The 25878-nt window shown below is 73.8% G+C and carries 23 protein-coding genes; 14 read left to right on the forward strand and 9 right to left on the reverse strand.

Annotated elements, in window-relative coordinates; all coding sequences use genetic code 11:
* Nucleotides 1-40: 40 nt before the first annotated feature.
* Entirely contained in the window at nt 41-1975 is a 1935-nt protein-coding gene (locus ACZ67M_RS02455; protein ID WP_469849261.1) for a SpoIIE family protein phosphatase, read from the forward strand.
* A gap of 91 nt (nt 1976-2066) precedes the next feature.
* On the forward strand, nt 2067-3299 hold the full coding sequence (hemW, locus tag ACZ67M_RS02460; RefSeq protein ID WP_469849263.1) for a radical SAM family heme chaperone HemW: 1233 nt from the start codon (nt 2067-2069) through the stop codon (nt 3297-3299).
* 155 nt (nt 3300-3454) lie between these two features.
* On the opposite strand, the gene ACZ67M_RS02465 is transcribed toward hemW, so the two are convergent.
* Nucleotides 3455-4255, reverse strand: a complete 801-nt coding sequence (locus ACZ67M_RS02465) for a DUF3097 domain-containing protein (RefSeq protein WP_361354819.1) — start codon at nt 4253-4255, stop codon at nt 3455-3457.
* A gap of 34 nt (nt 4256-4289) precedes the next feature.
* Nucleotides 4290-5024, reverse strand: coding sequence for an MBL fold metallo-hydrolase (locus ACZ67M_RS02470; protein ID WP_392100731.1), 735 nt, complete (start codon nt 5022-5024; stop codon nt 4290-4292).
* Nucleotides 5025-5195: 171 nt separating this feature from the next.
* Between ACZ67M_RS02470 and hrcA the strand changes: the two genes are divergently transcribed.
* The 9 genes from hrcA to ACZ67M_RS02515 all read left to right on the forward strand — a co-directional run bounded on the left by hrcA (nt 5196) and on the right by ACZ67M_RS02515 (nt 15519).
* Complete coding sequence (gene hrcA, locus ACZ67M_RS02475) at nt 5196-6212, forward strand: heat-inducible transcriptional repressor HrcA (RefSeq protein ID WP_122620162.1); 1017 nt, start codon at nt 5196-5198, stop codon at nt 6210-6212.
* Nucleotides 6213-7349: a molecular chaperone DnaJ gene (gene dnaJ / locus ACZ67M_RS02480; protein WP_114530671.1), complete on the forward strand. Its 1137-nt coding sequence runs from the start codon at nt 6213-6215 to the stop codon at nt 7347-7349. It abuts the gene before it with no gap.
* Between the two features lie 99 nt (nt 7350-7448).
* A complete protein-coding gene (locus tag ACZ67M_RS02485) occupies nt 7449-8534 on the forward strand; it encodes a nitronate monooxygenase (protein WP_469849265.1) in 1086 nt (361 codons plus the stop codon).
* Nucleotides 8531-9280 carry a 16S rRNA (uracil(1498)-N(3))-methyltransferase gene (locus tag ACZ67M_RS02490; RefSeq protein WP_469849266.1) on the forward strand — a complete coding sequence of 250 codons (750 nt, stop codon included), beginning with the start codon at nt 8531-8533 and terminating at the stop codon, nt 9278-9280. The genes ACZ67M_RS02485 and ACZ67M_RS02490 overlap by 4 nt, the downstream gene beginning before the upstream one ends.
* Nucleotides 9281-9349: 69 nt before the next feature.
* Nucleotides 9350-9865, forward strand: a complete 516-nt coding sequence (locus ACZ67M_RS02495) for a hypothetical protein (RefSeq protein WP_469849268.1) — start codon at nt 9350-9352, stop codon at nt 9863-9865.
* Between the two features lie 72 nt (nt 9866-9937).
* Nucleotides 9938-13138: a S41 family peptidase gene (locus ACZ67M_RS02500; RefSeq protein WP_469849269.1), complete on the forward strand. Its 3201-nt coding sequence runs from the start codon at nt 9938-9940 to the stop codon at nt 13136-13138.
* Between the two features lie 96 nt (nt 13139-13234).
* Nucleotides 13235-13588: a histidine triad nucleotide-binding protein gene (locus ACZ67M_RS02505; RefSeq protein ID WP_469849271.1), complete on the forward strand. Its 354-nt coding sequence runs from the start codon at nt 13235-13237 to the stop codon at nt 13586-13588.
* A 6-nt stretch (nt 13589-13594) separates the two neighbouring features.
* A complete protein-coding gene (locus tag ACZ67M_RS02510) occupies nt 13595-14500 on the forward strand; it encodes a ribonuclease Z (protein WP_361354839.1) in 906 nt (301 codons plus the stop codon).
* Nucleotides 14501-14520: 20 nt separating this feature from the next.
* Nucleotides 14521-15519 (forward strand): adenosine deaminase, encoded by a 999-nt coding sequence (locus tag ACZ67M_RS02515; protein WP_392235144.1) that lies wholly within the window; start codon nt 14521-14523, stop codon nt 15517-15519.
* 1 nt (nt 15520) lies between these two features.
* Here ACZ67M_RS02515 and ACZ67M_RS02520 read toward each other — a convergent pair whose 3' ends face one another.
* Nucleotides 15521-16864 carry an MFS transporter gene (locus ACZ67M_RS02520; RefSeq protein ID WP_469849273.1) on the reverse strand — a complete coding sequence of 448 codons (1344 nt, stop codon included), beginning with the start codon at nt 16862-16864 and terminating at the stop codon, nt 15521-15523.
* Nucleotides 16865-17181: 317 nt separating this feature from the next.
* On the opposite strand from ACZ67M_RS02520, the gene ACZ67M_RS02525 reads away from it, so the two are divergent.
* Both ACZ67M_RS02525 and ACZ67M_RS02530 read left to right on the forward strand, forming a co-directional pair.
* The gene (locus tag ACZ67M_RS02525; protein ID WP_469849275.1) at nt 17182-18477 is read left to right on the forward strand and encodes a glucarate dehydratase family protein; all 1296 of its coding nucleotides are present in this window, start codon (nt 17182-17184) and stop codon (nt 18475-18477) included.
* A gap of 134 nt (nt 18478-18611) precedes the next feature.
* Nucleotides 18612-19745 (forward strand): carbohydrate kinase family protein, encoded by a 1134-nt coding sequence (locus ACZ67M_RS02530; protein ID WP_361355513.1) that lies wholly within the window; start codon nt 18612-18614, stop codon nt 19743-19745.
* 144 nt (nt 19746-19889) lie between these two features.
* On the opposite strand, the gene era is transcribed toward ACZ67M_RS02530, so the two are convergent.
* Genes era through ACZ67M_RS02545 form a run of 3 tightly spaced genes read right to left on the reverse strand, consistent with a single transcriptional unit; the run spans nt 19890 to nt 22212 of the window.
* A complete protein-coding gene (gene era, locus ACZ67M_RS02535; protein ID WP_185832290.1) occupies nt 19890-20843 on the reverse strand; it encodes a GTPase Era in 954 nt (317 codons plus the stop codon).
* A gap of 60 nt (nt 20844-20903) precedes the next feature.
* Complete coding sequence (locus ACZ67M_RS02540) at nt 20904-21257, reverse strand: cytidine deaminase (protein ID WP_361354849.1); 354 nt, start codon at nt 21255-21257, stop codon at nt 20904-20906.
* A 22-nt stretch (nt 21258-21279) separates the two neighbouring features.
* Nucleotides 21280-22212: a helix-turn-helix transcriptional regulator gene (locus ACZ67M_RS02545; protein WP_469849277.1), complete on the reverse strand. Its 933-nt coding sequence runs from the start codon at nt 22210-22212 to the stop codon at nt 21280-21282.
* Between the two features lie 94 nt (nt 22213-22306).
* On the opposite strand from ACZ67M_RS02545, the gene ACZ67M_RS02550 reads away from it, so the two are divergent.
* The gene (locus ACZ67M_RS02550; RefSeq protein WP_361355514.1) at nt 22307-23758 is read left to right on the forward strand and encodes an MFS transporter; all 1452 of its coding nucleotides are present in this window, start codon (nt 22307-22309) and stop codon (nt 23756-23758) included.
* Here ACZ67M_RS02550 and ACZ67M_RS02555 read toward each other — a convergent pair.
* From ACZ67M_RS02555 to ybeY, 3 genes are read right to left on the reverse strand one after another with little or no spacing between them, the layout of a single operon-like run.
* On the reverse strand, nt 23720-24079 hold the full coding sequence (locus ACZ67M_RS02555) for an MmcQ/YjbR family DNA-binding protein (protein WP_361354855.1): 360 nt from the start codon (nt 24077-24079) through the stop codon (nt 23720-23722). The genes ACZ67M_RS02550 and ACZ67M_RS02555 overlap by 39 nt on opposite strands.
* Nucleotides 24076-25383 carry a hemolysin family protein gene (locus ACZ67M_RS02560; protein ID WP_385798549.1) on the reverse strand — a complete coding sequence of 436 codons (1308 nt, stop codon included), beginning with the start codon at nt 25381-25383 and terminating at the stop codon, nt 24076-24078. The genes ACZ67M_RS02555 and ACZ67M_RS02560 overlap by 4 nt, the downstream gene beginning before the upstream one ends.
* Nucleotides 25380-25877, reverse strand: coding sequence for an rRNA maturation RNase YbeY (ybeY, locus tag ACZ67M_RS02565; protein ID WP_122620179.1), 498 nt, complete (start codon nt 25875-25877; stop codon nt 25380-25382). Before ybeY ends, ACZ67M_RS02560 begins: the two co-directional genes overlap by 4 nt.
* Between the last annotated feature and the right edge of the window lies 1 nt (nt 25878).

The raw sequence follows: 25878 nt of genomic DNA on the forward strand, positions 1-25878 counted from the left end.
GACTGCGAGCACCTCGCACGAACTGCCCGGGGAGACGTCCATGGGGGCCATTCCGACGCAGCGGGAGACCGCCTTCCGCACCAGCGGGGAGTCCGCGTACACCGCTGAGGCGTCCGCCCAGGAGTGTGCGCGGGCGCACGTGGTGCTGCTCGGCAGCTCCCTGGCGCCGGGCGCGGCGCGCGCGATGGTGCGGGCGGCGCTCGCCGACTGGTCCGCGCGCGCCCTGCCCGGCACGGAACACCTGACCGAGCACCGCGCCACCGACGTCCTGGTGGTCGTCAGCGAGCTGGTCACCAACGCCGTCGTGCACGCCGGTACGGACGTCGAGGTCACCTGCCGGATGGAGGAGTCGGGCACCCTCGTCGTCGAGGCCACGGACCACCACCCCTCCCGCGCGCCGAGGGGCGGCGACCACGGGACACCGCAGGACCCCGCCGAGTACGGGCGCGGCCTGCGGCTGGTCGCCGCGCTCTCGGAGGCCTGGGGGATCACGTACCGGCCGGGCACCAAGACGGTGTGGGCCCGGCTCCCGGCCGCGGGTACGGAGGCGGCGGCGGACGCCGGGAGCGACACCGTGACCGCCGGGCGGATCGAGGTGTACGCCCCGGACGAGGTTCTGGAGAGCCCGGACGCCGCCCCCGGCACCGGCCTGCGCGGTCTGCGCGACCGGGAGTGGCTCGGGCGCGGCGCGCTCTCCTTCCTCGCCGAGGCCTCCGACCTCCTGGCCGGGCAGCTCGACGAGGACCTGGTCGCCTCGCTCACCGGCCAGCTCGTCGTGCCGCGGCTCGCCGACTGGTGCGGGGTGTGGCTGGAGGACGAGTCCCTGGGCCGGGGCGCCTGGAGCGACGACCCCGGCACGGCCGTGGGCGCCCGGCTGGCCCGCGTGTGGCACGCCGGCGAGGGCCACATCGACGAACTGCGCCTGGCCCTGGAGAAGGACCCGCCCCGCGCCCGCGACCCCTGGCGCTCCGGCCCCGTCGGCCACCCCTGGCCCGCCGAGGCGCTCGGCCCGCACGGCGCCGCGCTCGCCTACCGCCTGGTCGCCGGGGGCAGGCCGCTGGGCACCCTGGTCATCGGACGGGCCGGCACCGCGGGCTTCCCCGACGAGATCACCGGCCTGGTCGAGGACCTCAGCCGCCGCGTGGCGCTCGCCATCGGCGCCGCCCGCCAGTACGCGCGCCAGGCCACCATCAGCGCCGTCCTCCAGCGCGGCCTGCTGCCCGGCGCCGTCGCCGAGATCCCCGGCGTGCGCAGCGCCTTGGTCTACGAACCCTGCGACAAGGGCGGCCCCAGCGGCGACTTCTACGACCTCTTCCCGGCCGGCGACGGCCGCTGGTGCTTCGCCGTCGGTGACGTCCAGGGCAAGGGCCCCGAGGCCGCCGTCGTCATCGGCCTCGCCCGGCCCTGGCTGCGGCTGCTCGCCCGCGAGCAGTACGGCGTCCCCGACGTCCTCGACCGCCTCAACCAGCTCCTCCTCGACGACGCCACCGAGGCCGCGGACGCGGCCGCCCGCGCGCTGGTCGCCGTCGGCGGACCACCGGTTGCCCCGGGCGACGGACCGCAGACCCGCTTCCTCTCCCTGCTCTACGGCGAACTGGAACCCTTCGAGGGCGGCGTCCGCTGCACCCTCGCCTCCGCCGGGCATCCGCTGCCGCTGCTCCTCGGACCCGACGGCGCGGTGCGCGCGGTCGCCGCGCCGCAGACCCTGCTCGGCGTCGTCGAGGACGCCACGTACGCCAGCGAGACCTTCGAGCTGCGGTCCGGCGAGACCCTGCTCTGCGTCACGGACGGGGTCACCGAGCGGCGCAGCGGCTCCCGCCAGTTCGACGACGGGGACGGGCTCGCCGCGGCGCTCGCCGGGTGCGCCGGGCTCGACGCCGAACTGGTCGCCGAGCGCATCCGGCGGCTGGTGCACGAGTTCGGGCCGCGGCCCCCGGAGGACGACCTGGCGCTCCTGGTGCTCCAGGCCGAGTAGCGGCCGGCGGGCCGGGCCGTCACGGGCCGGGCCTTCGCTGGCCGAGCGGCCGCAGGACGGGCAACCGTTCCTGTACGGGACAATGGAACGCATGCCCTCCGCACTCCCCGACGGCGAACCCGTCCCCGCCGATGGTGCCCTGCCCGCGTCCGCGCTCACCGGGGCCGCCGACCGCCCCCTCGGCTTCTACCTGCATGTGCCCTACTGCGCGACCCGCTGCGGCTACTGCGACTTCAACACCTACACCGCGACCGAGCTGCGCGGCACCGGCGGCGTCCTCGCCTCCCGCGACAACTACGCCGGGACACTCGTCGACGAGATCCGCCTGGCCCGCAAGGTGCTCGGCGACGACCCGCGCGAGGTCCGCACGGTCTTCGTCGGCGGCGGCACCCCCACCCTGCTGCCCGCCGGGGACCTGGTGCGGATGCTGGGCGCGATCCGCGACGAGTTCGGCCTGGCGCCGGACGCGGAGGTGACGACGGAGGCCAACCCCGAGTCGGTCGACCCCGCCTACCTGGCCACCCTCCGCACGGGCGGCTTCGACCGGATCTCCTTCGGCATGCAGAGCGCGCGGCAGCACGTCCTGAAGGTCCTGGACCGCACGCACACCCCCGGCCGCCCCGAGGCCTGCGTCGCCGAGGCCCGCGCCGCCGGATTCGACCACGTCAACCTCGACCTGATCTACGGCACCCCCGGCGAGTCCGACGACGACTGGCGGGCCTCCCTCGACGCCGCGCTCGGCGCCGGGCCCGACCACGTCTCGGCGTACGCCCTGATCGTCGAGGAGGGCACCCAGCTCGCCCGGCGCATCCGGCGCGGCGAGGTCCCGATGACCGACGACGACGTGCACGCCGACCGGTACCTGATCGCCGAGGAGACCCTCTCGGCGGCGGGCTTCGACTGGTACGAGGTGTCGAACTGGGCCACCTCCGACGCCGGCCGCTGCCGCCACAACGAGCTGTACTGGCGGGGCGCCGACTGGTGGGGCGCGGGGCCGGGAGCCCACTCCCACGTGGGGGGCGTGCGCTGGTGGAACGTGAAGCACCCCGGGGCGTACGCCGGGGCGCTGGCGGCGGGGAAGTCGCCGGGGGCCGGGCGGGAGGTCCTCACGGACGAGGACCGGCGTGTGGAGCGCGTCCTGCTGGAGCTGCGGCTGCGGGAGGGGGTGCCGCTGTCGCTGCTGCGGGAGGCGGGGCTCGCGGCGTCCCGGCGGGCGCTGTCCGACGGGCTCCTCCAGGAAGGCCCCTACGCGGCGGGGAGCGCGGTCCTCACGCTGCGCGGGCGGCTGCTGGCGGACGCGGTGGTGCGGGATCTGGTGGACTGACCAGCCTGTTTCGCCCCCGCCGCCCCTACCCGTCCCGTCCCGGGGGCTCCGCCCCCGGACCCCCGCTCCTCAAACGCCGGAGGGCTGAAAGGCAGCCGGACAAGTCAAGAGACTGAGATGCAGCCGGACAAGTCGGAAGGGCTGGAAGACGTGACTTACGAGGTCACGAAGTCGATCAGTTCCTCCACCCGGCCCAGCAGCTCCGGCTCCAGGTCCTTGTACGAGCCGACCCGGGCCAGGATCGCCTGCCACACCGCCCCGGTGTTGTCGGCGGGCCAGCCCAGGGCCCGGCACACGCCCGTCTTCCAGTCCTGCCCGCGCGGCACCCGCGGCCAGGCGTCGATCCCCACGGACGACGGCTTCACCGCCTCCCAGACGTCGATGTAGGGATGGCCGACGACCAGGGCGTGCTCGCCCGTCACCGCCTCCGCGATACGGGACTCCTTCGAACCCGGCACCAGGTGGTCCACCAGGACGCCGAGCCGCGCGTCCGGCCCCGGGGCGAAGTCCGCGACGATCGACGGCAGGTCGTCCACACCGCCCAGGTACTCCACGACGACGCCCTCGACGCGCAGGTCGTCGCCCCAGACCTTCTCGACCAGCTCGGCGTCGTGCCGCCCCTCGACGTAGATGCGCCCGGCGCGCGCCACCCGGGCGCGTGCGCCGGGGACGGCGACCGAACCGGACGCCGTACGGGAGGGGCGTACCGGGCCGGACGCGGGCCGCACCAGCGTCACCACGCGCCCCTCCAGCAGGAAGCCGCGCGGCTCCATCGGGAACACCCGGTGCTTGCCGAAGCGGTCCTCCAGCGTCACCGTGCCCGCCTCGCAGCCGATCACCGCGCCGCAGAACCCGGTGCCGGGCTCCTCGACCACCAGGCCGGGGTCGGCCGGAACCTCGGGTACGGGCTGCGACTTCTTCCACGGAGGGGTCAGGTCGGCGGAGTACTGGCGCATTCTGCCGACGATACGAGGAATCCGCCGTTCGTGATCAGTGCGACACGCCGAAACGCGCGGCCAGCGCATCCCGTTGGGCCCGCACGAACGCCGCGTCCACCACCGCTCCGTGACCGGGGACGTACCGCGCGTCCGGGCCGCCCAGGTCGAGCAGCCGGTCCAGGGCCGCGGGCCAGTGCGACGGCACGGCGTCGGGGCCGGCCTGCGGTTCGCCGGACTCCTCGACCAGGTCCCCGCAGAACACCACCTCCGGGTCGCCCGGCACCAGCACCGCGAGGTCGTGGCCGGTGTGCCCGGGGCCCACGTTGGCGAGCAGGACCTGCCGCCCGCCGCCCAGGTCGAGCGTCCGCTCGCCGCAGACCTCGTGCGGCACGCGGACCAGCGCGTCGACCGACTCCTCCGCCCGCCGCTCGTCCAGCCCCTCCGCCACCGCGTCCGCGCGCAGCGCCTCCCGCCCGTGTCCGCCCGGCGCGAACACCGCGTCGGTGCCCACCGCGCCGTAGACCTCCGCGCCCGCGAACGCCGCGGCGCCGAGGACGTGGTCGAAGTGCGGGTGGGTCAGCGCGAGATGCGTCACACGGTGCCCGGTCAGCCGTTGCGCCCCCGCGCGCAACCTGGCGCCCTCGCCCAGGCTCGACCCCGCGTCGATCACCAGCGCCGCGTCCGTGCCGAGGACCAGCCCCGCCGTGCAGTCCCAGCCCGGCAGCCGGCACCGGCCCACCCCGGCCGCCACCCGCTCCCATCCCAGGTCTTCCCAAGTCACCTTCACGGCCACGACGCTATCGCCACACGGTCCCGCCGCACGTCGGCGTGGCCCCGGCCTTGCCGGGGGCGTACCCCACGGCCGTACACTGGGCCGGGGAAGTCTGGCACTCGCGCGCCGTGAGTGCCAGGACGGACCGGCAGGGCAGCGGACGACGACTTCTGGAGGTGTGCGCGGATGCTCAGTGAACGCAGGCTCCAGGTACTGCGCGCCATCGTCCAGGACTACGTCGGCACCGAGGAGCCGGTCGGGTCCAAGGCCCTCACCGAGCGGCACAACCTCGGCGTCTCCCCGGCCACCGTGCGCAACGACATGGCGGCCCTGGAGGACGAGGGCTTCATCGCCCAGCCCCACACCAGCGCCGGGCGCATCCCGACCGACAAGGGCTACCGGCTGTTCGTCGACAAGCTGGCCGGCGTCAAGCCCATGACCGCGCCCGAGCGGCGCGCCATCCAGAACTTCCTGGAGGGCGCCGTCGACCTCGACGACGTGGTGGCCCGCACGGTGCGGCTGCTCGCGCAGCTGACCCGGCAGGTCGCCGTCGTGCAGTACCCCTCGCTGACCCGCTCGACCGTGCGGCACGTGGAGTTGCTGGCCCTCGCGCCCGCGCGCCTGATGCTCGTGCTGATCACGGACACCGGCCGGGTCGAGCAGCGGATGGTCGACTGCCCGGCGCCGTTCGGCGAGGCGTCCCTCGCGGATCTGCGCGCGCGGCTCAACAGCCGCGTCGCGGGCCGTCGTTTCACCGACGTGCCGGGTCTGGTCGAGGAACTGCCGGATGCCTTCGAGGCCGAGGATCGCGGTACGGTCTCCACCGTGCTCTCCACTCTCCTGGAGACGCTGGTCGAGGAGAACGAGGAGCGGCTGATGATCGGCGGCACCGCCAATCTGACCCGCTTCGGGCACGACTTCCCCCTGGTGATCCGGCCGGTGCTGGAGGCGCTCGAGGAGCAGGTCGTGCTCCTCAAGCTGCTCGGCGAGGCGAAGGATCCGGGCGTGACCGTGCGAATCGGTCATGAGAACGCCCATGAGGGACTCAACTCCACGTCCGTCGTGTCGGTGGGCTACGGTTCGGGCGGCGAGGCGGTTGCCAAGCTCGGCGTGGTCGGACCGACCCGCATGGACTACCCGGGAACGATGGGAGCGGTACGCGCAGTGGCACGGTACGTCGGACAGATCCTGGCGGAGTCGTAGGTGGCCACGGACTACTACGCCGTACTCGGCGTGCGCCGCGACGCGTCCCAGGACGAGATCAAGAAGGCGTTCCGGAGGCTCGCCCGCGAGCTGCACCCGGACGTCAACCCCGATCCGAAGACCCAGGAGCGGTTCAAGGAGATCAACGCCGCCTACGAGGTGCTGTCGGACCCGCAGAAGAAGCAGGTCTACGACCTCGGCGGCGACCCGCTCTCGCAGGCCGCCGGCGGCGGCGCGGGCGGCTTCGGCGCGGGTGGCTTCGGGAACTTCTCGGACATCATGGACGCGTTCTTCGGTACGGCGTCGCAGCGCGGGCCGCGCTCGCGCACCCGCCGCGGCCAGGACGCGATGATCCGCATCGAGGTCGAGCTGGACGAGGCGGCCTTCGGCACGACCAAGGACATCCAGGTCGACACCGCCGTCGTCTGCAACACCTGCAACGGCGAGGGCGCGGCGCCCGGCACCTCGGCGCAGACCTGCGACATGTGCCGCGGCCGCGGTGAGGTCTCGCAGGTCACCCGGTCCTTCCTGGGCCAGGTCATGACCTCGCGGCCCTGCCCGCAGTGCCAGGGCTTCGGCACCGTGGTCCCGACCCCGTGCCCCGAGTGCGCGGGCGACGGGCGCATCCGCTCCCGGCGCACCCTCACCGTGAAGATCCCGGCCGGTGTGGACAACGGCACCCGGATCCAGCTCGCGGGCGAGGGCGAGGTCGGCCCCGGCGGCGGCCCGGCCGGCGACCTGTACGTCGAGATCCACGAGCTGCCGCACTCCACCTTCCAGCGCCGCGGCGACGACCTGCACTGCACGGTCACCATCCCGATGACGGCGGCGGCCCTCGGCACGAAGGTGCCGCTGGAGACGCTCGACGGCATGGAGGAGATCGACATCCGCCCGGGCACCCAGTCCGGCCAGTCGGTCCCGCTGCACGGCCGGGGCGTCACCCACCTGCGCGGCGGCGGCCGCGGCGACCTCATCGTCCACGTCGAGGTCACCACCCCGACCAAGCTCGACCCCGAGCAGGAGCGCGTCCTGCGCGAACTGGCCGCCCTGCGCGGCGAGGAACGGCCGCAGGGCCAGTTCCAGCCGGGGCAGCAGGGGCTGTTCTCCCGGTTGAAGGACGCGTTCAACGGGCGCTGAGGCGGGTGGCCGTCGGCCGGTCGGGATGCGGATGCTCCTGGCGTATGCCGACGGAAGCCCGGATTCGGACTTGTTCGGAGGACGTGACAACATGCGGTCATGTCCTCCGCACTGACCGATCTCTTCCCCTACCCGATCGTGCAGGCGCCGATGGCGGGCGGCGTCTCCGTGCCGCGGCTCGCCGCCGCGGTCTGCGAGGCGGGCGGGCTGGGATTCCTGGCCGCCGGGTACAAGACCGCGGACGGGATGTACCAGGAGATCAAGGAGCTGCGGGGGCTGACCGCACGCCCCTTCGGCGTCAACCTCTTCATGCCGCACCCGGAGACCCCCGACCCGGCGGCCGTCGGCGTGTACGCCCACCAGCTGGCCGGCGAGGCCGCCTGGTACGAGACGGATCTCGGCGACCCCGACAGCGGCCGGGACGACGGCTACGACACCAAGCTCGCGGTGCTGCTGGACAACCCCGTGCCGGTGGTCTCCTTCCACTTCGGCGTCCCGAGCACCGAGGTCGTCGACTCCCTGCACCGCGTCGGCACCTTCGCCCTGGTCGCGGCGACCACCGCGGACGAGGCCCGCGCCGTGGAGCGGTCCGGCGCCGACGCGGTGATCGCGCAGGGTGCCGAGGCGGGCGGCCACCAGGGCACCCACCGGGACAACCCGGAGACCGGCGGCGCCGGCACCGGCCTGCTGTCGCTGGTCGCCCAGGTCCGGGAGGCGGTGAGCCTGCCCATCGTCGCCGCCGGCGGCATCATGCGCGGCGGTCAGATCGCCTCGGTCCTCGCGGCCGGCGCGAGCGCGGCCCAGCTGGGCACCGCCTTCCTCGCCACCCCCGAGTCCGGCGCGCACGACCTGCACAAGCAGGCGCTGACCAACCCCCTGTTCGTGCGCACCGAACTGACCCGCGCCTTCTCCGGCCGCCCCGCCCGCGGCCTGGTCAACCGCTTCCTGCGCGAGCACGGCCCCTACGCCCCCGCCGCCTACCCGGACGTGCACCACCTCACCGCCCCGCTGCGCAAGGCCGCGGCCAAGGCGGGCGACGCGCAGGGCATGGCCCTGTGGGCGGGACAGGGCCACCGGATGGCGCGCGAGCTGCCCGCCGGACAGCTGGTGGAGGTCCTGGTGGCCGAACTCGCCGCCGCCGGGACAGCGTTGTCGCACTACGCGACGGGAGGCGCGGGCCGATGACGGCACCGGTGTTCGTGGTCGACGCCCTCGGCCCGGCGGACCTGACGGCGGGGGAGTACGTCCTCGACGGCCCCGAGGGACGGCACGCCGTCTCCGTGAAGCGGCTGCGGCCCGGTGAGGACGTCGTCCTCACCGACGGACGCGGACACTGGGCCGAGGGCGTGGTGAAGGCCGCCGAGGGCAAGGACCGCCTGGTCGTCACGGACCTGGAGACGGTCCACGAGGAACCGCCGGAGCAGCCCCGGATCACCGTCGTCCAGGCCCTGCCCAAGGGCGACCGGGGCGAGCTGGCCGTGGAGACGATGACCGAGGTCGGCGTCGACGCGATCGTGCCCTGGGCGGCGTCCCGCTGCATCACGCAGTGGAAGGGCGAGCGCGGCCAGAAGGCGCTCGGCAAGTGGCGCGCGACGGCCCGCGAGGCCGGCAAGCAGTCCCGCCGGGTCCGCTTCCCCGACGTCGCGGACGCGGCGACCAGCAAGCAGGTTGCCTCACTTCTGGCCACCGCCGACTTCGCCGCCGTACTCCACGAGAGCGGCGACGAACCCCTGGCCGCCGCCGAACTCCCCGCCTCCGGCGACATCGTGCTGGTGGTCGGCCCCGAAGGCGGCGTCTCGCCCGAGGAGTTGGCCCTCTTCGCCGAGGCCGGCGCCCGGCCCTACCGCCTGGGACGCAGCGTCCTGCGCACCTCCACCGCGGGCACCGCGGCGACCGCCGCCCTGCTGACCCGCACCGGCCGCTGGTCCTGACGGCGCCCGTCGCCACCGTGGCCGTATGCCCCCTACCGCCCGCCCCGGACCGGTGGGAGGCTGCCCTCCATGGGGGCATTGAGGCGGATTTGGCGTGTGGCTCCGGTGGCCGTCGGCGCGGTCGTCGCCGTCGGAGGTGTCGTCGCGTGCGAACCGGGCGGGCTCAGCTCCGCGACCGTGGCGTACACGACCGACCGGACCATGACGCGTGAACTGGAGCGGCAGAAGGCCGACGTGCGGTGGCTCACCTGCACCGCGAACACCGAGGGTGACGGCTCCACCGCGTCGCCGAGCGAGGAGACCGTCGCCTCCGTCGACTGCGACGGGGAGACCGACGACGGCAAGAAGATCACCATCGACGGCAAGGTGACCCGCGTCGTCAACGGCGCCTGTGTGCGCGGCGACCTCAAGGCCGCGGTGGACGGCAAGGAGTGGTTCCGGGTCAAGGGGCTGGGCAACTGCGACGCCACCAGCGCCCCGCCCGCGAACCGCCCCTCCCAGCAGCAGCCCGGGCCCACCGTGACCGTCACCCGGACCATCTGGTGCCCGGACGACCCGCACTGCCGCCCGGTCGAGGGCAAGTAGTCCGCCGGGCCGGCGACCGGCAAGTGATCCAAACCTCTGTCGGCGGACCGCGCCGCTGCATAGGGTGAGGGGGTGACACAGCCCGCAGCGCCTGCCTACCTCCGCTTTCCGCACCCGCACGGCGAGTTGGTCGCCTTCACCGCCGAGGACGACGTGTGGCTCGCCCCGCTCGACGGCGGCCGGGCCTGGCGGGTCAGCGCCGACAACGTGCCGGTGAACCACCCGCGCATCTCGCCCGACGGCACCACCGTCGCCTGGACCTCCACCCGGGACGGCGCCCCCGAGGTGCACGTCGCGCCCGTCGACGGCGGCCGCGCCCGGCGCCTCACCCACTGGGGCAGCATCAGGACCCAGGTGCGCGGCTGGACCCCGGGCGGCGAGGTCCTCGCCCTCAGCACCTACGGACAGGCCAGCCTGCGCCGCAGCTGGGCCCGCGCCGTCCCGCTCGACGGCGGACCGGCCGCCACCCTGCCGTACGGCCCAGTGGGCGACGTCGCGGACGGGCCGCACACCGTGCTGCTGTCCGCGCCGATGGGCCGCGAGGCCGCCTGGTGGAAGCGCTACCGGGGCGGTACGGCGGGCAAGTTGTGGATCGACCGCGAGGACGACGGCGAGTTCGTCCGCCTGCACGACGGCCTCGACGGCAACATCGAGTACCCCTTCTGGGTCGGCGACCGGATCGCCTTCCTCTCCGACCACGAAGGCACCGGAGCCGTCTACTCCTCCCTCGCCGACGGCTCCGACCTGCGCCGCCACACCCCCCTCGACGGCTTCTACGCCCGGCACGCGGCGACCGACGGCACCCGTGTCGTCTACTCCAGCGCCGGTGAGCTGTGGACGCTGGACGACCTCGACGGCGCCGAGCCCCGCCGGCTGGACATCCGGCTCGGCGGCGCCCGCGTCGACCTCCAGTCCTACCCGCTGAACGCCGCCCGCTGGTTCGGCTCGGCCTCCCCCGACCACACGGCACGCGGCAGCGCCGTCGCCGTACGCGGCAACGTCCACTGGGTCACCCACCGCGCCGGACCGGCCCGCGCGCTCGCGGCCACGCCCGGTGTCCGCACCCGGCTGCCCCGCACCTTCCGCGCGGACGGCGAGGAGTGGGTGGTGTGGGTGACGGACGCCGAGGGCGACGACGCCCTGGAGTTCGCGCCCGCCACCGGACTCGCGCCCGGCACCACCGCGCGGCGCCTGGCCGCCGGACAGCTCGGCCGGGTGCTGCACCTCGCCATGGCCCCCGACGGCAGCCGGGCCGCCGTCGCCTCGCACGACGGGCGGGTCCTGCTCGTCGAGCGGGAGAGCGGCGAGGTCCGCGAGGTCGACCGCAGCGAGGACGGCGACGCGTCCGGGCTGGTCTTCTCGCCCGACTCCGCCTGGCTCGCCTGGTCCCACCCCGGTCCCGACCCGCTGCGCCAGCTCAAGCTCGCCAACACCACCGACCTGTCGGTGAGCGAGGCGACGCCGCTGCGCTTCAAGGACTACGCGCCGGCCTTCACCCTGGACGGCAAGCACCTCGCCTTCCTCTCCACCCGCTCCTTCGACCCGGTCTACGACGAGCACGTCTTCGACCTCGCGTTCGTCGAGGGCGCCCGCCCGTACCTGATCACGCTCGCCGCGGCCACCCCCTCGCCCTTCGGCCCGCAGCGCCACGGCCGCCCCTTCGAGACCCCGGACCGGGAGGAGACCCCCGACAGCGAGGGCACCCCGACCACCCGGATCGACATCGAGGGCCTCGCCGACCGCATCGTGCCCTTCCCGGTCGAGGCCGCCCGCTACTCCGGGCTGCGCGCCGCCAAGGACGGCGTCCTGTGGCTGCGCCACCCGCTCACCGGCGTCCTCGGCGCCTCCCGCGCCACCCCGGAAGCCCCCGACCCGAACACCGAGCTGGAGCGGTACGACCTCGCCCAGCAGCGCGTCGAGCATCTCGCGGGCGACGCCGACCACTTCGAGGTCAGCGGCGACGGCAAGCGGGTGCTGCTGTGGACCGACGGGCGGCTCAAGGTCGTGCCCAGCGACCGGCGGGCCTCCGGCGACGAGGACAGCGACACCAACATCAGTGTCGACCTGGGCCGGGTGCGGCAGACCGTCGACCCGGCCGCCGAGTGGCGCCAGATGTTCGACGAGACCGGCCGCATCATGCGGGACCACTTCTGGCGGGCCGACATGAACGGCGTCGACTGGGACGGCGTCCTCGACCGCTACCGGCCCGTCCTGGACCGCCTCGCCACCCACGACGACCTGGTCGACCTCCTCTGGGAGGTGCAGGGCGAACTCGGCACCTCGCACGCCTACGTCACCCCGCGTGGCGGCCACGGCTCCGGTGCCCGGCAGGGCCTGCTCGGCGCCGACCTCTCCCGGCACGAGGACGGCACCTGGCGCATCGACCGCGTCCTGCCCTCGGAGACCTCCGACCCCGACGCCCGCTCCCCCCTTGCCGCGCCCGGCGTCGCCGTGCGCGCGGGGGACGCGGTCGTCGCGGTCGCCGGACAGCCCGTGGACCGGGTCACCGGACCCGGCCCGCTGCTGGTCGGCACGGCGGGCAAGGCCGTCGAGCTGACCATCTCCCCGTCCGGGGGCGGCGAACTGCGGCACGCCGTCGTCGTCCCCCTCGCCGACGAGGAGCCGCTGCGCTACCACGCGTGGGTCGCCGACCGCCGCGCCTACGTCCACGAGAAGTCCGGCGGCCGGCTCGGCTACCTGCACGTCCCCGACATGCAGGCGCCCGGCTGGGCCCAGATCCACCGCGACCTGCGGGTCGAGGTGGCCCGCGAGGGCCTGGTCGTCGACGTCCGCGAGAACCGCGGCGGGCACACCTCCCAGCTGGTCGTGGAGAAGCTGGCCCGGCGCATCGTCGGCTGGGACCTGCCCCGCGGGATGCGCCCCTCAAGCTACCCGCTGGACGCGCCCCGCGGCCCGGTCGTCGCCGTCGCCAACGAGTTCTCCGGCTCCGACGGCGACATCGTCAACGCCGCCATCAAGGCACTCGGCATCGGCCCCGTCGTCGGCACCCGCACCTGGGGCGGCGTCATCGGCATCGACAGCCGCTACCGCCTGGTCGACGGCACCCTGATCACCCAGCCCAAGTACGCCTTCTGGCTGGAGGGTTACGGCTGGGGCGTGGAGAACCACGGCGTCGACCCGGACGTGGAGGTCTGGCAGACCCCCCAGGACCACGCGGCGGGCCGCGACCCGCAGCTGGACGAGGCGATCGGGCTGGCTCTTGAAACACTGGAGTCGGCCCCGGCCAAAACGCCGCCAGGTATTCCCACCTAGGGGCGCGGGGAACTGCGCGATCAACCCCCACCGGCCCGCACCCGACCGACTACCATGCCCCCATACCAGCCCACCTGCGAAAAGGAGCGCACGCGCATGGCAGGGGAACCCCAGGACGACTGCCTGTTCTGCAAGATCGTCGCAGGCCAGATCCCCGCGACGATCGTCCGCGAGACGGACACCACCGTCGCCTTCCGCGACATAAACCCCCAGGCCCCCACGCACGTCCTGGTCATCCCCAAGGCGCACTACCGGGACGCGGCCGCGCTCGCCGCCGGTGCCCCGGGCCTCGCCGCGGACGTGCTGCGCGAGACGCAGGCCGTCGCCGACCAGGAGAAACTGGACAGCTACCGGACGATCTTCAACACCGGCACCGGCGCCGGCCAGACCGTCTGGCACGCGCACGCCCACGTCCTCGGCGGCCGCGGCCTCGAATGGCCCCCCGGATAGCCCGCGATGTCCGTACGTGAACTGGTCGTCCTCGGCACCGCCAGCCAGGTCCCGACCCGGCACCGCAACCACAACGGGTACCTGCTGCGCTGGGACGGCGAGGGCATCCTGTTCGACCCCGGCGAGGGGACGCAGCGCCAGATGCTCCGTGCCGGGGTCGCCGCCCACGACCTGAACCGGATCTGCGTCACCCACTTCCACGGCGACCACAGCCTGGGCCTGGCCGGTGTCATCCAGCGCGTCAACCTCGACCGGGTCCCGCACGAGATCACCGCCCACTACCCGCGCTCCGGACGCCGCTTCTTCGAACGCCTGCGGTACGCCACCGCCTACCGCGAGACGGTCGCGCTCACCGAGTCGCCGGTGGACACGGACGGGCCGCTGGCGGTCACCCCCGCCTACACCCTGGACGCCCACAAGCTGTCCCACCCCGTCGAGTCCTACGGCTACCGCCTCACCGAGCCCGACGGCCGCCGCATGCTGCCCGACCGCCTGGCCGCGCACGGCATCAAGGGCCCCGACGTCGGCCGGATCCAGCGGGAGGGCTCGCTGGGCGGCGTCCCGCTCGACGAGGTCAGCGAGGTCCGCCGCGGCCAGCGGTTCGCGTTCGTCATGGACACCCGGCTCTGCCCGGGGGTGCACACCCTCGCCGAGGGCTGCGACCTGCTGGTCATCGAGTCCACCTTCCTCGACGAGGACGAGGCGCTCGCCACCGACCACGGTCACCTCACCGCCGGCCAGGCCGCGCGGGTCGCCCGGGACGCGGGCGTACGGCACCTGGTCCTCACCCACTTCAGCCAGCGCTACTCCGACCCGGAGGAGTTCGAACGGCAGGCGCGGGCCGCCGGGTTCGACGGCGAGCTGACCGTGGCCCGCGATCTCACCCGGATCCCGGTTCCGAAACGTCGGTGAAACCGCCGTACGATGCTCTGATGCCCCTGCCCAAAGCTGAACTGCACCTCCACATCGAAGGCACCCTGGAGCCGGAGCTGGCCTTCGAGCTGGCCGCCCGCAACAGCGTGCCCCTGCCGTACGCCGACGAGGACGCGCTGCGCGAGGCGTACCGGTTCGAGGACCTCCAGTCCTTCCTCAACCTGTACTACGAACTGATGACCGTCCTGCGCACCGAGCGGGACTTCGAAGACCTCGCCAACGCCTACCTCGCCCGCGCCGCCGCGCAGGGCGTCCGGCACGCGGAGATCTTCTTCGACCCGCAGGCCCACCTCGCCCGGGGCGTGGAGATGGGCACGGTCGTGGAGGGGCTGTGGCGGGCGCTGGGCCGCAGCCGGGAGCGGCACGGGGTCTCCACCCGGCTGATCATGTGCTTCCTGCGGGACGAGTCCGCCGAGTCGGCCCTCGCGACGCTGGACGCCGCGAAGCCGTACCTCGACCGGATCACCGGCGTCGGCCTGGACTCCGCCGAGGTCGGCCACCCGCCCGCCAAGTTCCGCGAGGTGTACGAGGCCGCCGCCGCGCTCGGGCTGCGCCGGGTGGCGCACGCGGGGGAGGAAGGGCCGCCGGAGTACGTCACCGAGGCCCTGGACGTGCTGGGCGTCGAGCGCGTCGACCACGGCCTGCGCTCGATGGAGGACCCGGAGCTGGTGGCGCGGCTGGTGCGCGACCGCGTCCCGCTGACCCTGTGCCCGCTCTCCAACGTCCGGCTGCGCACGGTCGACACCCTCGCCGACCACCCCCTGCCGGCGATGCTCGACGCGGGCCTCATGTGCACCGTCAACTCCGACGACCCGGCCTACTTCGGCGGTTACGCGGGCGACAACTTCGACGCCGTACGCCTGGCCCTCGGCCTCACCGAGGAGCGGCTGCGGGAACTGGCCCGCAACTCCTTCCTCGCCTCCTTCCTGGAGGACGACGAGGAACTGCGGGCGCGCTGCCTGGCCGAGGTGGCGGAGTACACCTTCCCGGCCGCCTGACTCAGCCCGGGCCGGGCCCCGGTGCGGCCGCGGCCTGCCGGGGCCCGGCCGTGTCGTAGGCGCCGCGGACGGCCAGGGCCGGCGCGTCGACGTCGATCTCCACGACCGGCTGCTCCGCGGCGCCCACCTCGGGCACCGCACCGCTCGGCGTGCCGGTGGCGGCGGCGACCAGCGCGGCCGGGGTGCCGCCGCGGCGGCGGATCGTGCCGGGCAGCAGCGGACGCCCGCCGGTGTGCAGGGCGACGGCCGTCATCGGCACCGCGACCAGCAGCAGACCGCCGGCCAGGACGAGGCCCATGCCCGCGTAGCCGGCCTGCGCGGACAGCACGCTGCCCGCCAGCGGCCCGGCCGCCGTGCCCAGCGACGACGCCGAGCCGACGAGCACCGCCCAGCGCCCGCGCGCGTCGAGCGAGGCGGCGAGACCGATCAGGTACGACAGCACCACCGGGTACAGCGTGTTCCAGGCGATCTCCCCGGTCGCGAACGCCGTGGGCGTGGTCGCGGACGCGCTCACCACGATGCAGCCCGCGATGAGCGCGGTGCCCGCCCCGACCGGCATGGCCCGGCCGAGCCGCGGCCCGAGCGCGCCGGCCACCAGCACGCCCATCAGCCCCGCGCCCAGTGCGACGGCGAAGACCAGCCCGAGGGCGGCGTCGCCGAGGCCCGCCTGGGTCAGCCCGATCCTGCCGCTGACGCCCCACAGGGAGTTCTGGGCGAGAGACCAGCACAGCACGGTGACGGCCAGGACGAGGCCGGAACGGCGGTGGGGGAGCGGTCCCGAGGCGGTCCGCGCGGCCGGCGACGTGCCGGTCCCGGCCGGGAGGCGGCCGGTCAGCGGCCACACCGCGAGGGCGGTCAGCGCGATCGCGGCCAGCGGCAGGCCGTGCGACCGGCCGAGGTGGGGCACCGTCAGATACACGGCACCGGCCAGCGCGGACACGCTCAGCAGGCCCGCCGTGGAAGCGCGGTGGGGATCCCGTTCGGCGGCGATCCGGGTGGCGGCGACCGTGGTGGCCGTACCGGATCCGAACCCGCCGAGGACCGCGCCGGCGACGACGGCGGGGACGGAGGTGGTGAGCGAGGCGGCGCCGTAGCCCAGGAAGGCCAGGGCCAGTCCGAACCGGGCCAGGGCGCGGGCGCCGGCCCGCTCCACGCGGGAGGCGAGCAGGAAGCCCGCGCTCGCCGAACTCAGCAGCAGCGCGCTGCCGACGGCGCCTGCCTGCGTGGCGCTCAGCGGAAGACCGGTGTCGAGTCTGCCGACGGTGGTGGGCAGCAGATACGGAGGAAGGTACCCGGCCGTGAAAACGGCGACGAGGGGCCAGGGGGTGGTGCGGAGGGCGAGCACGGGCGTTCCCAGGGCATGCGAAAGGGACTCGGGAAGAGGAGGGGGGCGACGGCCGTCGATCGACGGGAGCGCGCGGGCAATTTGTATCAAGAGCGGGAACGCCGCAAACAATCGAGGGGGTATGACCTGGGTCACACTTGAGTTTGGGGGTTTCGGTGCTGGGTATCAGCAGTCGCCACCCCGGCTGACCAGGCGTCAGACCGGTGCCGTCCGCCGCCTTCCAGCCCGGTCGCGCCATTGACGCCCTGGGGTCGCGCTCCCTAGTCTCGATCTCCATACGTGGATGCCGTTTACATACAGAGACGAGGAGTCGCCCCGTGACCGCCGACCTCACCATCACGGCCGTCCACCTCACGCCGATCCTCGTGGCGGACCCGCCGCTGCTCAACACGCAGGGCGTGCACCAGCCGTACACGCCCCGCCTGATCATCGAGGTCGAGACCGCCAACGGGGTCACCGGCGTCGGCGAGACCTACGGCGACACCAAGTACCTGGAACTGGCCCGGCCCTTCGCCGAAGAGCTGGTCGGCCGTCAGGTCAGCGATCTGAACGGCCTGTTCACCATCGCCGACGAGGTGGCCGTCGACGACTCCCGGATCTCCGCCCAGGTCGACGTCGGCGGGCTGCGCGGCGTCCAGACCGCCGACAAGCTGCGCCTGTCCGTCGTCTCCGGCTTCGAGGTCGCCTGCCTGGACGCCCTCGGCAAGGCGCTCGGCCTGCCCGTGCACGCGCTGCTGGGCGGCAAGGTCCGCGACCGTGTCGAGTACAGCGCCTACCTCTTCTACAAGTGGGCCGCCCACCCCGAGGGCGTCACCGCCGAGCCGGACGACTGGGGCGCCGCCGTCGACCCGGCCGGCGTGGTCGCGCAGGCCCGCGCCTTCACCGAGCGGTACGGCTTCACCTCCTTCAAGCTCAAGGGCGGTGTCTTCCCGCCCGACGAGGAGATCGCCGCGATCAGGGCGCTCGCCGACGCCTTCCCCGGACACCCGCTGCGCCTGGACCCCAACGGCGCCTGGTCCGTGGAGACCTCGCTCAGGGTCGCCGAGGAACTCGGGGACGTCCTGGAGTACCTGGAGGACCCCGCGCTCGGCACGCCGGCCATGGCCGAGGTCGCCGCGAAGACCGGGGTGCCGCTCGCCACCAACATGTGCGTGACGACGTTCGCCGAGATCCAGGAGGCGTTCACCAAGGGCGCCGTCCAGGTCGTGCTCTCCGACCACCACTACTGGGGCGGGCTGCGCAACACCCAGCAGCTCGCCGCCGTCTGCCGCACCTTCGGCGTCGGCGTGTCCATGCACTCCAACACCCACCTCGGGATCAGCCTGGCCGCCATGACCCACGTCGCGGCCACCGTGCCCGACCTGCACCACGCCTGCGACTCCCACTACCCCTGGCAGTCCGAGGACGTGCTCACCGAACGGCTCGTCTTCGACGGCGGCCACGTCACCGTCTCCGACGCACCCGGCCTCGGTGTCGAACTCGACCGCGACCGCCTCGCGTTCCTGCACCGGCGCTGGCTCGACGACGACGGCACCCTGCGCGACCGCGACGACGCCGCCGCGATGCGGGTGGCGGACCCGGACTGGGTCACCCCCTCCGTGCCGCGCTGGTAGGGCGCGGGGATTGTCGGCGGCGTGGTGCACACTGGCGGGATCCGCACCATGCCAGGGAGCGCACCGTGACAGCGTCCACCGTGTCCACCGTGTCCACCGCGTCCGACGTGCCCGCCATGCCCGCCATGCCCGCCATGCCGGCCGACGCGAGAACCCATCGCCACGCCCAGGACGAGGAATCGCACCGCCGGTCCAGGGTTGATCCTCTCGCCGCGCTGCGCGGCCCGCAGGACCCGCCCTGGGACGTGTATCTGACCGGCACCGTCTTCCTCGACGTCGTCTTCACCGGGCTCGACTCCGCACCGGTGCGCGGGACCGAGTCCTGGGCCCGCGGAATGGGGTCGAGCCCCGGCGGCATCGCCAATATGGCGACCGCGCTGGCCCGCCTCGGCCTGCGCACCTCGCTCGCCGCGGCCTTCGGCGACGACCACTACGGCGACTACTGCTGGGACGCCCTGGCCCGGGGCGAGGGCATCGACCTCGGCTCCTCGCGCACCGTTCCCGGCTGGCACTCGCCGGTGACGGTCTCGATGGCGTACGAGGGGGAGCGCACGATGGTCTCCCACGGCCACGAGCCGCCGCCGGAGGAGCCGTCCCCCGACTGCCCGCCGCGTGCGCGTGCCGCCGTCGCCTCCCTCACGCCCGGCGTGAGCGCCCCCTGGATCGCGCAGGCCGCCGCCCGCGGCACCCGCGTTTTCGCCGACGTCGGCTGGGACGACACCGGTGCGTGGGACCTGGCCGGGCTCTCCGACCTCGCGCACTGCGAGGCCTTCCTGCCCAACGCGGAGGAGGCCATGCGCTACACCGGCGCCACCTGCCCGCGCGCCGCGGCGCACGCCCTGACCGAGCACGTGCCGCTCGCCGTGGTCACCCTCGGCGCGGAGGGCGCGTACGCGGTGGACCGGCGGACGGGGGAGAGCGCCGAGGTCCCGGCGATCGAGGTGGAGGCCCTGGACCCGACCGGTGCGGGGGACGTCTTCGTGGCCGGGTTCGTCACCGGCACCCTGGCCGGCTGGCCCCTGGCCGACCGGCTCGCCTTCGCCGGTCTGACCGCCGCCCTCTCGGTCCAGGAGTTCGGCGGCTCCCTGTCGGCGCCCGGCTGGGGCGAGATCGCCACCTGGTGGCGCAAGGTCCAGTCGGTCCGGGGCCAGGACCCCACGGCCCTGCGCCGCTACGCGTTCCTCGCCGCCCTGCTCCCCGACGACCCACCGGCCGCCTGGCCCCTGCGCCGGGCCGTCCCGACGATCGGCTTCCGCCCGCCGTCCTGACCACCCGGATCCGCCGGCTCAGAACCCCAGCCGTCGCAGCTGCTTGGGGTCGCGCTGCCAGTCCTTGGCGACCTTCACGTGCAGGTCCAGGCTGTGTCGATGTGCGGCTGACGCCGCGTGGCGGGCGTGCGGGGCAGGGGCGGGTCAGAACCCCAGCCGTCGCAGCTGCTTGGGGTCGCGCTGCCAGTCCTTGGCGACCTTCACGTGCAGGTCCAGGAAGACAGGGGTGCCGAGGAGGGCCTCGATCTGCTTGCGGGACTTGATGCCGACGTCCTTCAGGCGCTTGCCCTTGGGGCCGATGATGATGCCCTTCTGGCTGGGGCGCTCGATGAAGACGTTGGCGTGGATGTCGAGGAGCGGCTTGTCGGCGGGGCGGTCCTCGCGCGGGAGCATCTCCTCGACGACCACCGCGATGGAGTGCGGCAGCTCGTCCCGTACGCCCTCCAGCGCGGCCTCCCGGATCAGCTCGGCGACCATGACCTGCTCGGGCTCGTCGGTCAGGTCGCCCTCGGGGTAGAGCGCGGGGCCCTCGGGCAGCAGCGGGGTCAGCAGGTCCGCGAGCAGGTCGACCTGCTTGTTCGCGGTGGCCGACACCGGGACGATCTCCGCCCAGGTGATGCCCAGTTCCTCGCCGAGCCGGTCGATCGCGATCAGCTGCTCGGCCAGGGTCTTGCCGTCGACCAGGTCGGTCTTCGTGACGATCGCGACCTTCGGCGTCTTCCGGATCCCCGCCAGCTCCTTGGCGATGAAGCGGTCACCGGGGCCCAGCTTCTCGTTGGCCGGCAGACAGAAACCGATGACGTCCACCTCGGCCCACGTCGTGCGCACCACGTCGTTCAGCCGCTCGCCCAGCAGCGTGCGCGGCTTGTGCAGCCCAGGGGTGTCCACCAGGATCAGCTGGGCCTCCTCGCGGTGCACGATGCCCCGCACGGTGTGCCGCGTGGTCTGCGGACGGTTCGAGGTGATCGCCACCTTCTGCCCGACCAGAGCGTTCGTGAGGGTGGACTTGCCCGCGTTGGGGCGGCCCACGAAGCAGGCGAAGCCGGCCCGGTGAACAGTCTCGGCCGGTTCTTCGGATGACTGGGTACGAACGCTCATGGCGCCCATTGTCCCTGATCCCCGGAGCCCCGCCGTACCAAGGCCGACGGCGGGGCCGCCTCAGCCCGCGCTCACCGTGGAGCGGACCGTCCCGTCCGGCGAGGCGACCAGCACCGGCGTCCCGGGACCGCCCAGGTCCCGCACCGCCGCCAGGTCCTCCGCCGACGCCGACTCCGCCTCGGTCACCACGGCCGCCGCCTCCAGGGACTTCGCGCCGGACGCCACCGCCATCGCCACCGCGGTACGCAGCGCGCTCAGCTTCAGCGAGTCCAGGGCCACGGTCCCGGCGACGTAGGTGCGTCCGGTCTCGTCGCGCACGGCCGCCCCCTCGGGCACACCGTTGCGGGCCCGCGCGGAACGGGCCAGGGTGACGATCTTGCGGTCCTCGGGGTCGAGGGCGGGAGTCTCGGTCATGGACCGAGCATACGTAGCCCGGTCATCCGGCCATGAGCGGCCCCGCCGCCCCGTCCGCTCCCCCCGCCACCGGGTACATCGCCCCGCGCCTGCCCTCCGGCGAGGCCAGCCACTCCAGCTTGGCCGCGCTGTTCGCCTCGTCCAGCGGCGTGTGCAGCACGATCGTCAGATCGGGCCGCGCGGGCACCTTCAGGGCGGTCGACTCCAGGCTGAGCAGCCCGACCAGGGGGTGCTCCAGCTCCTTGCGGATCTGTCCGGCGTCCTCGATGTCCCGCTCCGCCCACAGCGCCGCGAACTCGTCACTGGCCGCCGTCAGCTCCGCCAGCACCTGCTGGAACCCCTCGTCGTCCGGGGAGGCCGCGCAGGCGGCGCGGAACTGGGCGACGACCGTGCGCGCGTTCTCCCGCCAGCTGCGGGAGCGGGCCCGGTAGAGCGGGTCGGTGAAGAAGTCGACGACGCAGTTCCACGTGGTCCCCGGCCGCATGCCCAGCACCGCGCCCGCCGCGTCGTTGAACATGACGCAGTTGTAGTACCGGTCCATGATGTGCGCCGGGTACGGCATCCACGTGTCGATCAGCCGCCGCAGCCCCTCGCACATGTCCCGCTTCGTCGGCTCCACCTCGGCGGCGGGCGGGTTCAGCCCGGCCAGCACGTACAGATGGCGTCGCTCGGCGTTGCTGAGCCGCAGCACCCGGCCGACCGCGTCCAGGACCTGCGGCGAGACGGAGATGTCCCGGCCCTGTTCCAGCCACTGGTACCAGGAGGCGCCCACCCCGGCGAGCACTGCCACCTCCTCGCGGCGCAGCCCCGGCGTCCGGCGCCGCGCCCCGCCGTCCGGCAGGCCCGCCTCGGCCGGGGAGACCCGGGCCCGCCGGCTCATCAGGAACTCCCGCAGCTCACCTCGGCGCCTGCCCCGGCCCGACCCCGCCTCGGGCCGCACGATCACGTCCGGCATTCCCCACTCTCCCCCCGTGGCCAAGCTGGTGGTGCCACCACCAGGACAACTGGCCGCTCCCCACGCCTATTCCGGTGCCCGCAGGCTGCTTGCCATGGCGATCGACACCACCCCGACGACTCCCGCGGCCCAGCGAGCCGCGTCCGCCCGGCTCTCGTCCCGCGACCGGCTCGTCCTCTTCGTGCTCTGCGCGGCCCAGTTCATGGTCGCGCTCGACTTCTCCGTCCTGAACGTGGCCCTGCCCGTCCTCGGCGCGGACCTCGGCATGAGCCCCTCCGCCCTTCAGTGGGCCGTCACCGCGTTCGCGCTGCCGTCCGGCGGGTTCCTGCTGCTCTTCGGCCGCATCGGCGACCTGTACGGCCGCCGCCGGCTCTTCCTCGCCGGCCTCGCGCTCTTCGCCGCCGCCTCGCTGCTGGCGACCTTCGCCCGGGACCCGGCCTCCTTCCTCGCCGGACGCGCCCTCCAGGGGCTCGGCGCCGCGGCCATCGTCCCCACCGGCATGTCCCTGCTGACGACCACCTTCCCGGAAGGGCCCGCACGCGCCCGCGCCCTGGGCATCTCCGGCACCCTGCTCTCGCTCGGCTTCACCGTCGGCATGGTGGCCGGGGGCGTGCTGACCGACCTGCTGAGCTGGCGCTCCACGATGGGCCTGCTCTCCGTCTTCGCCCTGATCGTGCTGCCGCTCGCCCCCGGCCTGCTCCCCGAGTCCCGCACCCCGGACCGCCCCCGCCTGGACGTCCCCGGCGCGGTCACCGTCACCGGTGGCCTGCTGTCCCTGATCTACTCCCTGTCCACGGCCGCCGAGCACGGCTTCGGCCGCCCCGACGTCCTCGGCACCCTCGTCGCGGGGCTGCTGCTCCTGGCCGCCTTCGTGGCCGTCGAGTCCCGCAGCGCGGCGCCCCTCGTCTCCCTGCCGATGCTGCGCCGCCGCACGGTGGCGTGGGGCAACCTGGGCGGACTGGTCACCTTCTCGATGATGTCGACGGTGATCTTCGTCCTGACCCTGTACCTCCAGGAGGTCCTGGGCCTGACCGCCTTCGAGACCGGACTCGTCTTCGGGGTGCAGGGCGTCCTGTCGGTCGTGGCCGGCTCGTACGCCCCGCGCGTCATCAATCGCTTCGGTGCCCGGCGCACCCTGGTCGGCTCGCTCGCCGGGCAGGGTCTGCTGGGGCTGTCCCTGCTGGGCCTCGGGGACGGCGGCGGCTCGGTGTGGCTGGCCACCGCGGGTGTGTCCCTGGCCAGCATGTGCCACCTGGGCGCGATCATCTCCTACGGCCTGACCGTCACCTCGGGCGTCCCCGACGAGGAGCAGGGCCTTGCGACCGGCCTGGTCACCTCCACGCAGCAGGTCGGCATCACCGTCGGCATCCCGCTGCTGGGCGTCCTCGCCACCACCTCGGCCGACCTGCGGTCCGGCGTGCACGCGGTGCTGCTGCTCGACGCGGCGATCGTGCTGGCCGCCGCGGCGCTGGTCGCGGCCGGACTGCGCACCCGCCGCACGGCCGGCTCAGGGGCGGTCGAGGCGGAGCCGCTCCGCACGCGGTAGGCCGGCGACCACCAGGTCGTACGAGTCCTCGACCAGCTCCCGGACCACACGGTCCGGGAGCCCGCCGCCGGCGGTCACCGTGTTCCAGTGCCGTTTGTTCATGTGCCAGCCGGGGACGATCAGCCCCGGATGCTCGGCCCGCAGCCGCACCGCGTCGTCCGGGTCGCACTTGAGGTTGACCGTGAGCGGGCGCCCGTCCAGCGAGGACAGCGCGAACATCTTCCCCAGCACCTTGAAGACCGAGGTCTCCGGGTTGAAGGGGAAGTCCTCCACCGAGGCGTTGAAGGACAGGCAGAAGTCGCGCAGCTCCTCGGGACTCACTCCTGCGCCGCCTCCTCCTTCGGGGCCTCCGTGGCGCCCACCGGCTCCGCCAGCACCGTCACGATCTTGTTCCGGCGGCCCGCCGCGGCCTCCGCGGTCAGCCGCAGTTCCCGGCCGTCGGGCAGCTCCACGATCGAGGAGGCACCGGCGATCGGCACCCTGCCCAGCGCCTTCGCCAGCAGACCGCCCACCGTCTCCACGTCCTCGTCGTCGAACGCCTCCAGGCCGTACAGCTCGCCCAGGTCGCCGATGTCGAGGCGCGCGGTGACCCGGAAGCGGTCCTGGCCCAGCTCCTCGACCGGCGGCAGCTCCCGGTCGTACTCGTCGGTGATCTCGCCGACGATCTCCTCCAGGATGTCCTCGATGGTCACGATGCCGGCCGTGCCGCCGTACTCGTCGATGACGACGGCGACGTGGCTGCGCTCCTTCTGCATCTCGCGCAGCAGGTCACCGGCGTTCTTGGTGTCGGGCACGAAGGTCGCGGGGCGCATCGCGGTGGAGACCAGGTCGCTCTCCGCCTCCCGGCTGATGTGCGTCCTGCGGACCAGGTCCTTCAGGTACACGATGCCGACGATGTCGTCCTCGCTGTCCCCGGTGACCGGGATCCGGGAGAAGCCCGAGCGCAGGGCGAGGGTGAGCGCCTGCCGGATGGTCTTGTAGCGCTCGATGACCACGAGGTCGGTGCGCGGGACCATGACCTCGCGGACAAGGGTGTCGCCCAGCTCGAACACCGAGTGCACCATGCGGCGCTCCTCGGCCTCGATCAGGGACTCCTTCTCGGCGTAGTCGACCAGCGCGCGCAGCTCCGCCTCGGAGGCGAAGGGACCGCGGCGGAAGCCCTTGCCGGGGGTGAGCGCGTTGCCGATGAGGATGAGCAGGGACGGGATCGGGCCCATGACGCGGGCCAGCGGCACCAGCACGTACGCCGCGACCGTCGCCGTGTTCAGCGGGTGCTGGCGGCCGATGGTGCGCGGGGAGACCCCGACGGCGACGTACGAGACGAGCACCATGACCGCGATGGCGATCAGCAGGGCCTCGGTGGTGTTGGCGAACTCCTTCAGGCAGGCGTACGCGACGAGCGCGGCGGCAGCCATCTCGCAGGCGACACGGACCAGCAGCGCCACGTTGAGGTAGCGCGTCGGGTCGGCGGCGACCTTGGCGAGCTTCTCGCCACCGCGCCGCCCGGACCGTACCGCCTCCTCGGCCCGGAAGCTGGAGACCCGGGCCAGGCCCGCCTCCGCGCAGGCGGCGAGCCAGGCGACCACGATCAGGGCCACGGCGCCCGCGACCAGGGGGAGGCTCATGAGACGGTCGGGGCCGGAGACGGGCCGGTCAGGCCCCGCTCCGCACGCCAGCCGTCCACGATGGCGGCCTGGAGACCGAACATCTCGGCCTTCTCGTCCGGCTCCTCGTGGTCGTAGCCGAGCAGGTGCAGCACCCCGTGGACGGTCAGGAGCTGGAGTTCCTCGTCCATGGAGTGCTGCGTCGGCGCCTCGGCGCCCTGCTTGGCGGCGACCTCCGGACAGAGCACGATGTCGCCGAGCAGCCCCTGCGGCGGCTCGTCCTCGTCCTTGGCGGGCGGGCGCAGCTCGTCCATCGGGAAGGACATCACGTCCGTCGGACCGGGCAGGTCCATCCACTGGATGTGCAGCTGCTCCATGGCGCCGTCGTCCACGACGATCACCGAGAGCTCGGAGAGCGGGTGGATGCGCATCCGCGCGAGCGCGTAGCGGGCGATGTCGAGGATCGCCTGCTCGTCGACCTCGGTTCCGGACTCGTTGTTGACGTCGATCGACATG

This window comes from Streptomyces sp. NPDC107500, assembly GCF_055582785.1.

What these genes read in the sequence shown, in the direction of transcription:
- ACZ67M_RS02455 (WP_469849261.1), top strand. Translation starts at nt 41, where the DNA reads ATGGGGGCCATTCCGACGCAGCGGGAGACCGCCTTCCGCACCAGCGGG.
- hemW (WP_469849263.1), top strand. Translation starts at nt 2,067, where the DNA reads ATGCCCTCCGCACTCCCCGACGGCGAACCCGTCCCCGCCGATGGTGCC.
- ACZ67M_RS02465 (WP_361354819.1), bottom strand. Translation starts at nt 4,255, where the DNA reads ATGCGCCAGTACTCCGCCGACCTGACCCCTCCGTGGAAGAAGTCGCAG.
- hrcA (WP_122620162.1), top strand. Translation starts at nt 5,196, where the DNA reads ATGCTCAGTGAACGCAGGCTCCAGGTACTGCGCGCCATCGTCCAGGAC.
- ACZ67M_RS02485 (WP_469849265.1), top strand. Translation starts at nt 7,449, where the DNA reads ATGTCCTCCGCACTGACCGATCTCTTCCCCTACCCGATCGTGCAGGCG.
- ACZ67M_RS02490 (WP_469849266.1), top strand. Translation starts at nt 8,531, where the DNA reads ATGACGGCACCGGTGTTCGTGGTCGACGCCCTCGGCCCGGCGGACCTG.
- ACZ67M_RS02495 (WP_469849268.1), top strand. Translation starts at nt 9,350, where the DNA reads ATGGGGGCATTGAGGCGGATTTGGCGTGTGGCTCCGGTGGCCGTCGGC.
- ACZ67M_RS02505 (WP_469849271.1), top strand. Translation starts at nt 13,235, where the DNA reads ATGGCAGGGGAACCCCAGGACGACTGCCTGTTCTGCAAGATCGTCGCA.
- ACZ67M_RS02510 (WP_361354839.1), top strand. Translation starts at nt 13,595, where the DNA reads ATGTCCGTACGTGAACTGGTCGTCCTCGGCACCGCCAGCCAGGTCCCG.
- ACZ67M_RS02515 (WP_392235144.1), top strand. Translation starts at nt 14,521, where the DNA reads ATGCCCCTGCCCAAAGCTGAACTGCACCTCCACATCGAAGGCACCCTG.
- ACZ67M_RS02530 (WP_361355513.1), top strand. Translation starts at nt 18,612, where the DNA reads ATGCCGGCCGACGCGAGAACCCATCGCCACGCCCAGGACGAGGAATCG.
- era (WP_185832290.1), bottom strand. Translation starts at nt 20,843, where the DNA reads ATGAGCGTTCGTACCCAGTCATCCGAAGAACCGGCCGAGACTGTTCAC.
- ACZ67M_RS02540 (WP_361354849.1), bottom strand. Translation starts at nt 21,257, where the DNA reads ATGACCGAGACTCCCGCCCTCGACCCCGAGGACCGCAAGATCGTCACC.
- ACZ67M_RS02545 (WP_469849277.1), bottom strand. Translation starts at nt 22,212, where the DNA reads ATGCCGGACGTGATCGTGCGGCCCGAGGCGGGGTCGGGCCGGGGCAGG.
- ACZ67M_RS02550 (WP_361355514.1), top strand. Translation starts at nt 22,307, where the DNA reads ATGGCGATCGACACCACCCCGACGACTCCCGCGGCCCAGCGAGCCGCG.
- ACZ67M_RS02560 (WP_385798549.1), bottom strand. Translation starts at nt 25,383, where the DNA reads ATGAGCCTCCCCCTGGTCGCGGGCGCCGTGGCCCTGATCGTGGTCGCC.
- ybeY (WP_122620179.1), bottom strand. Translation starts at nt 25,877, where the DNA reads ATGTCGATCGACGTCAACAACGAGTCCGGAACCGAGGTCGACGAGCAG.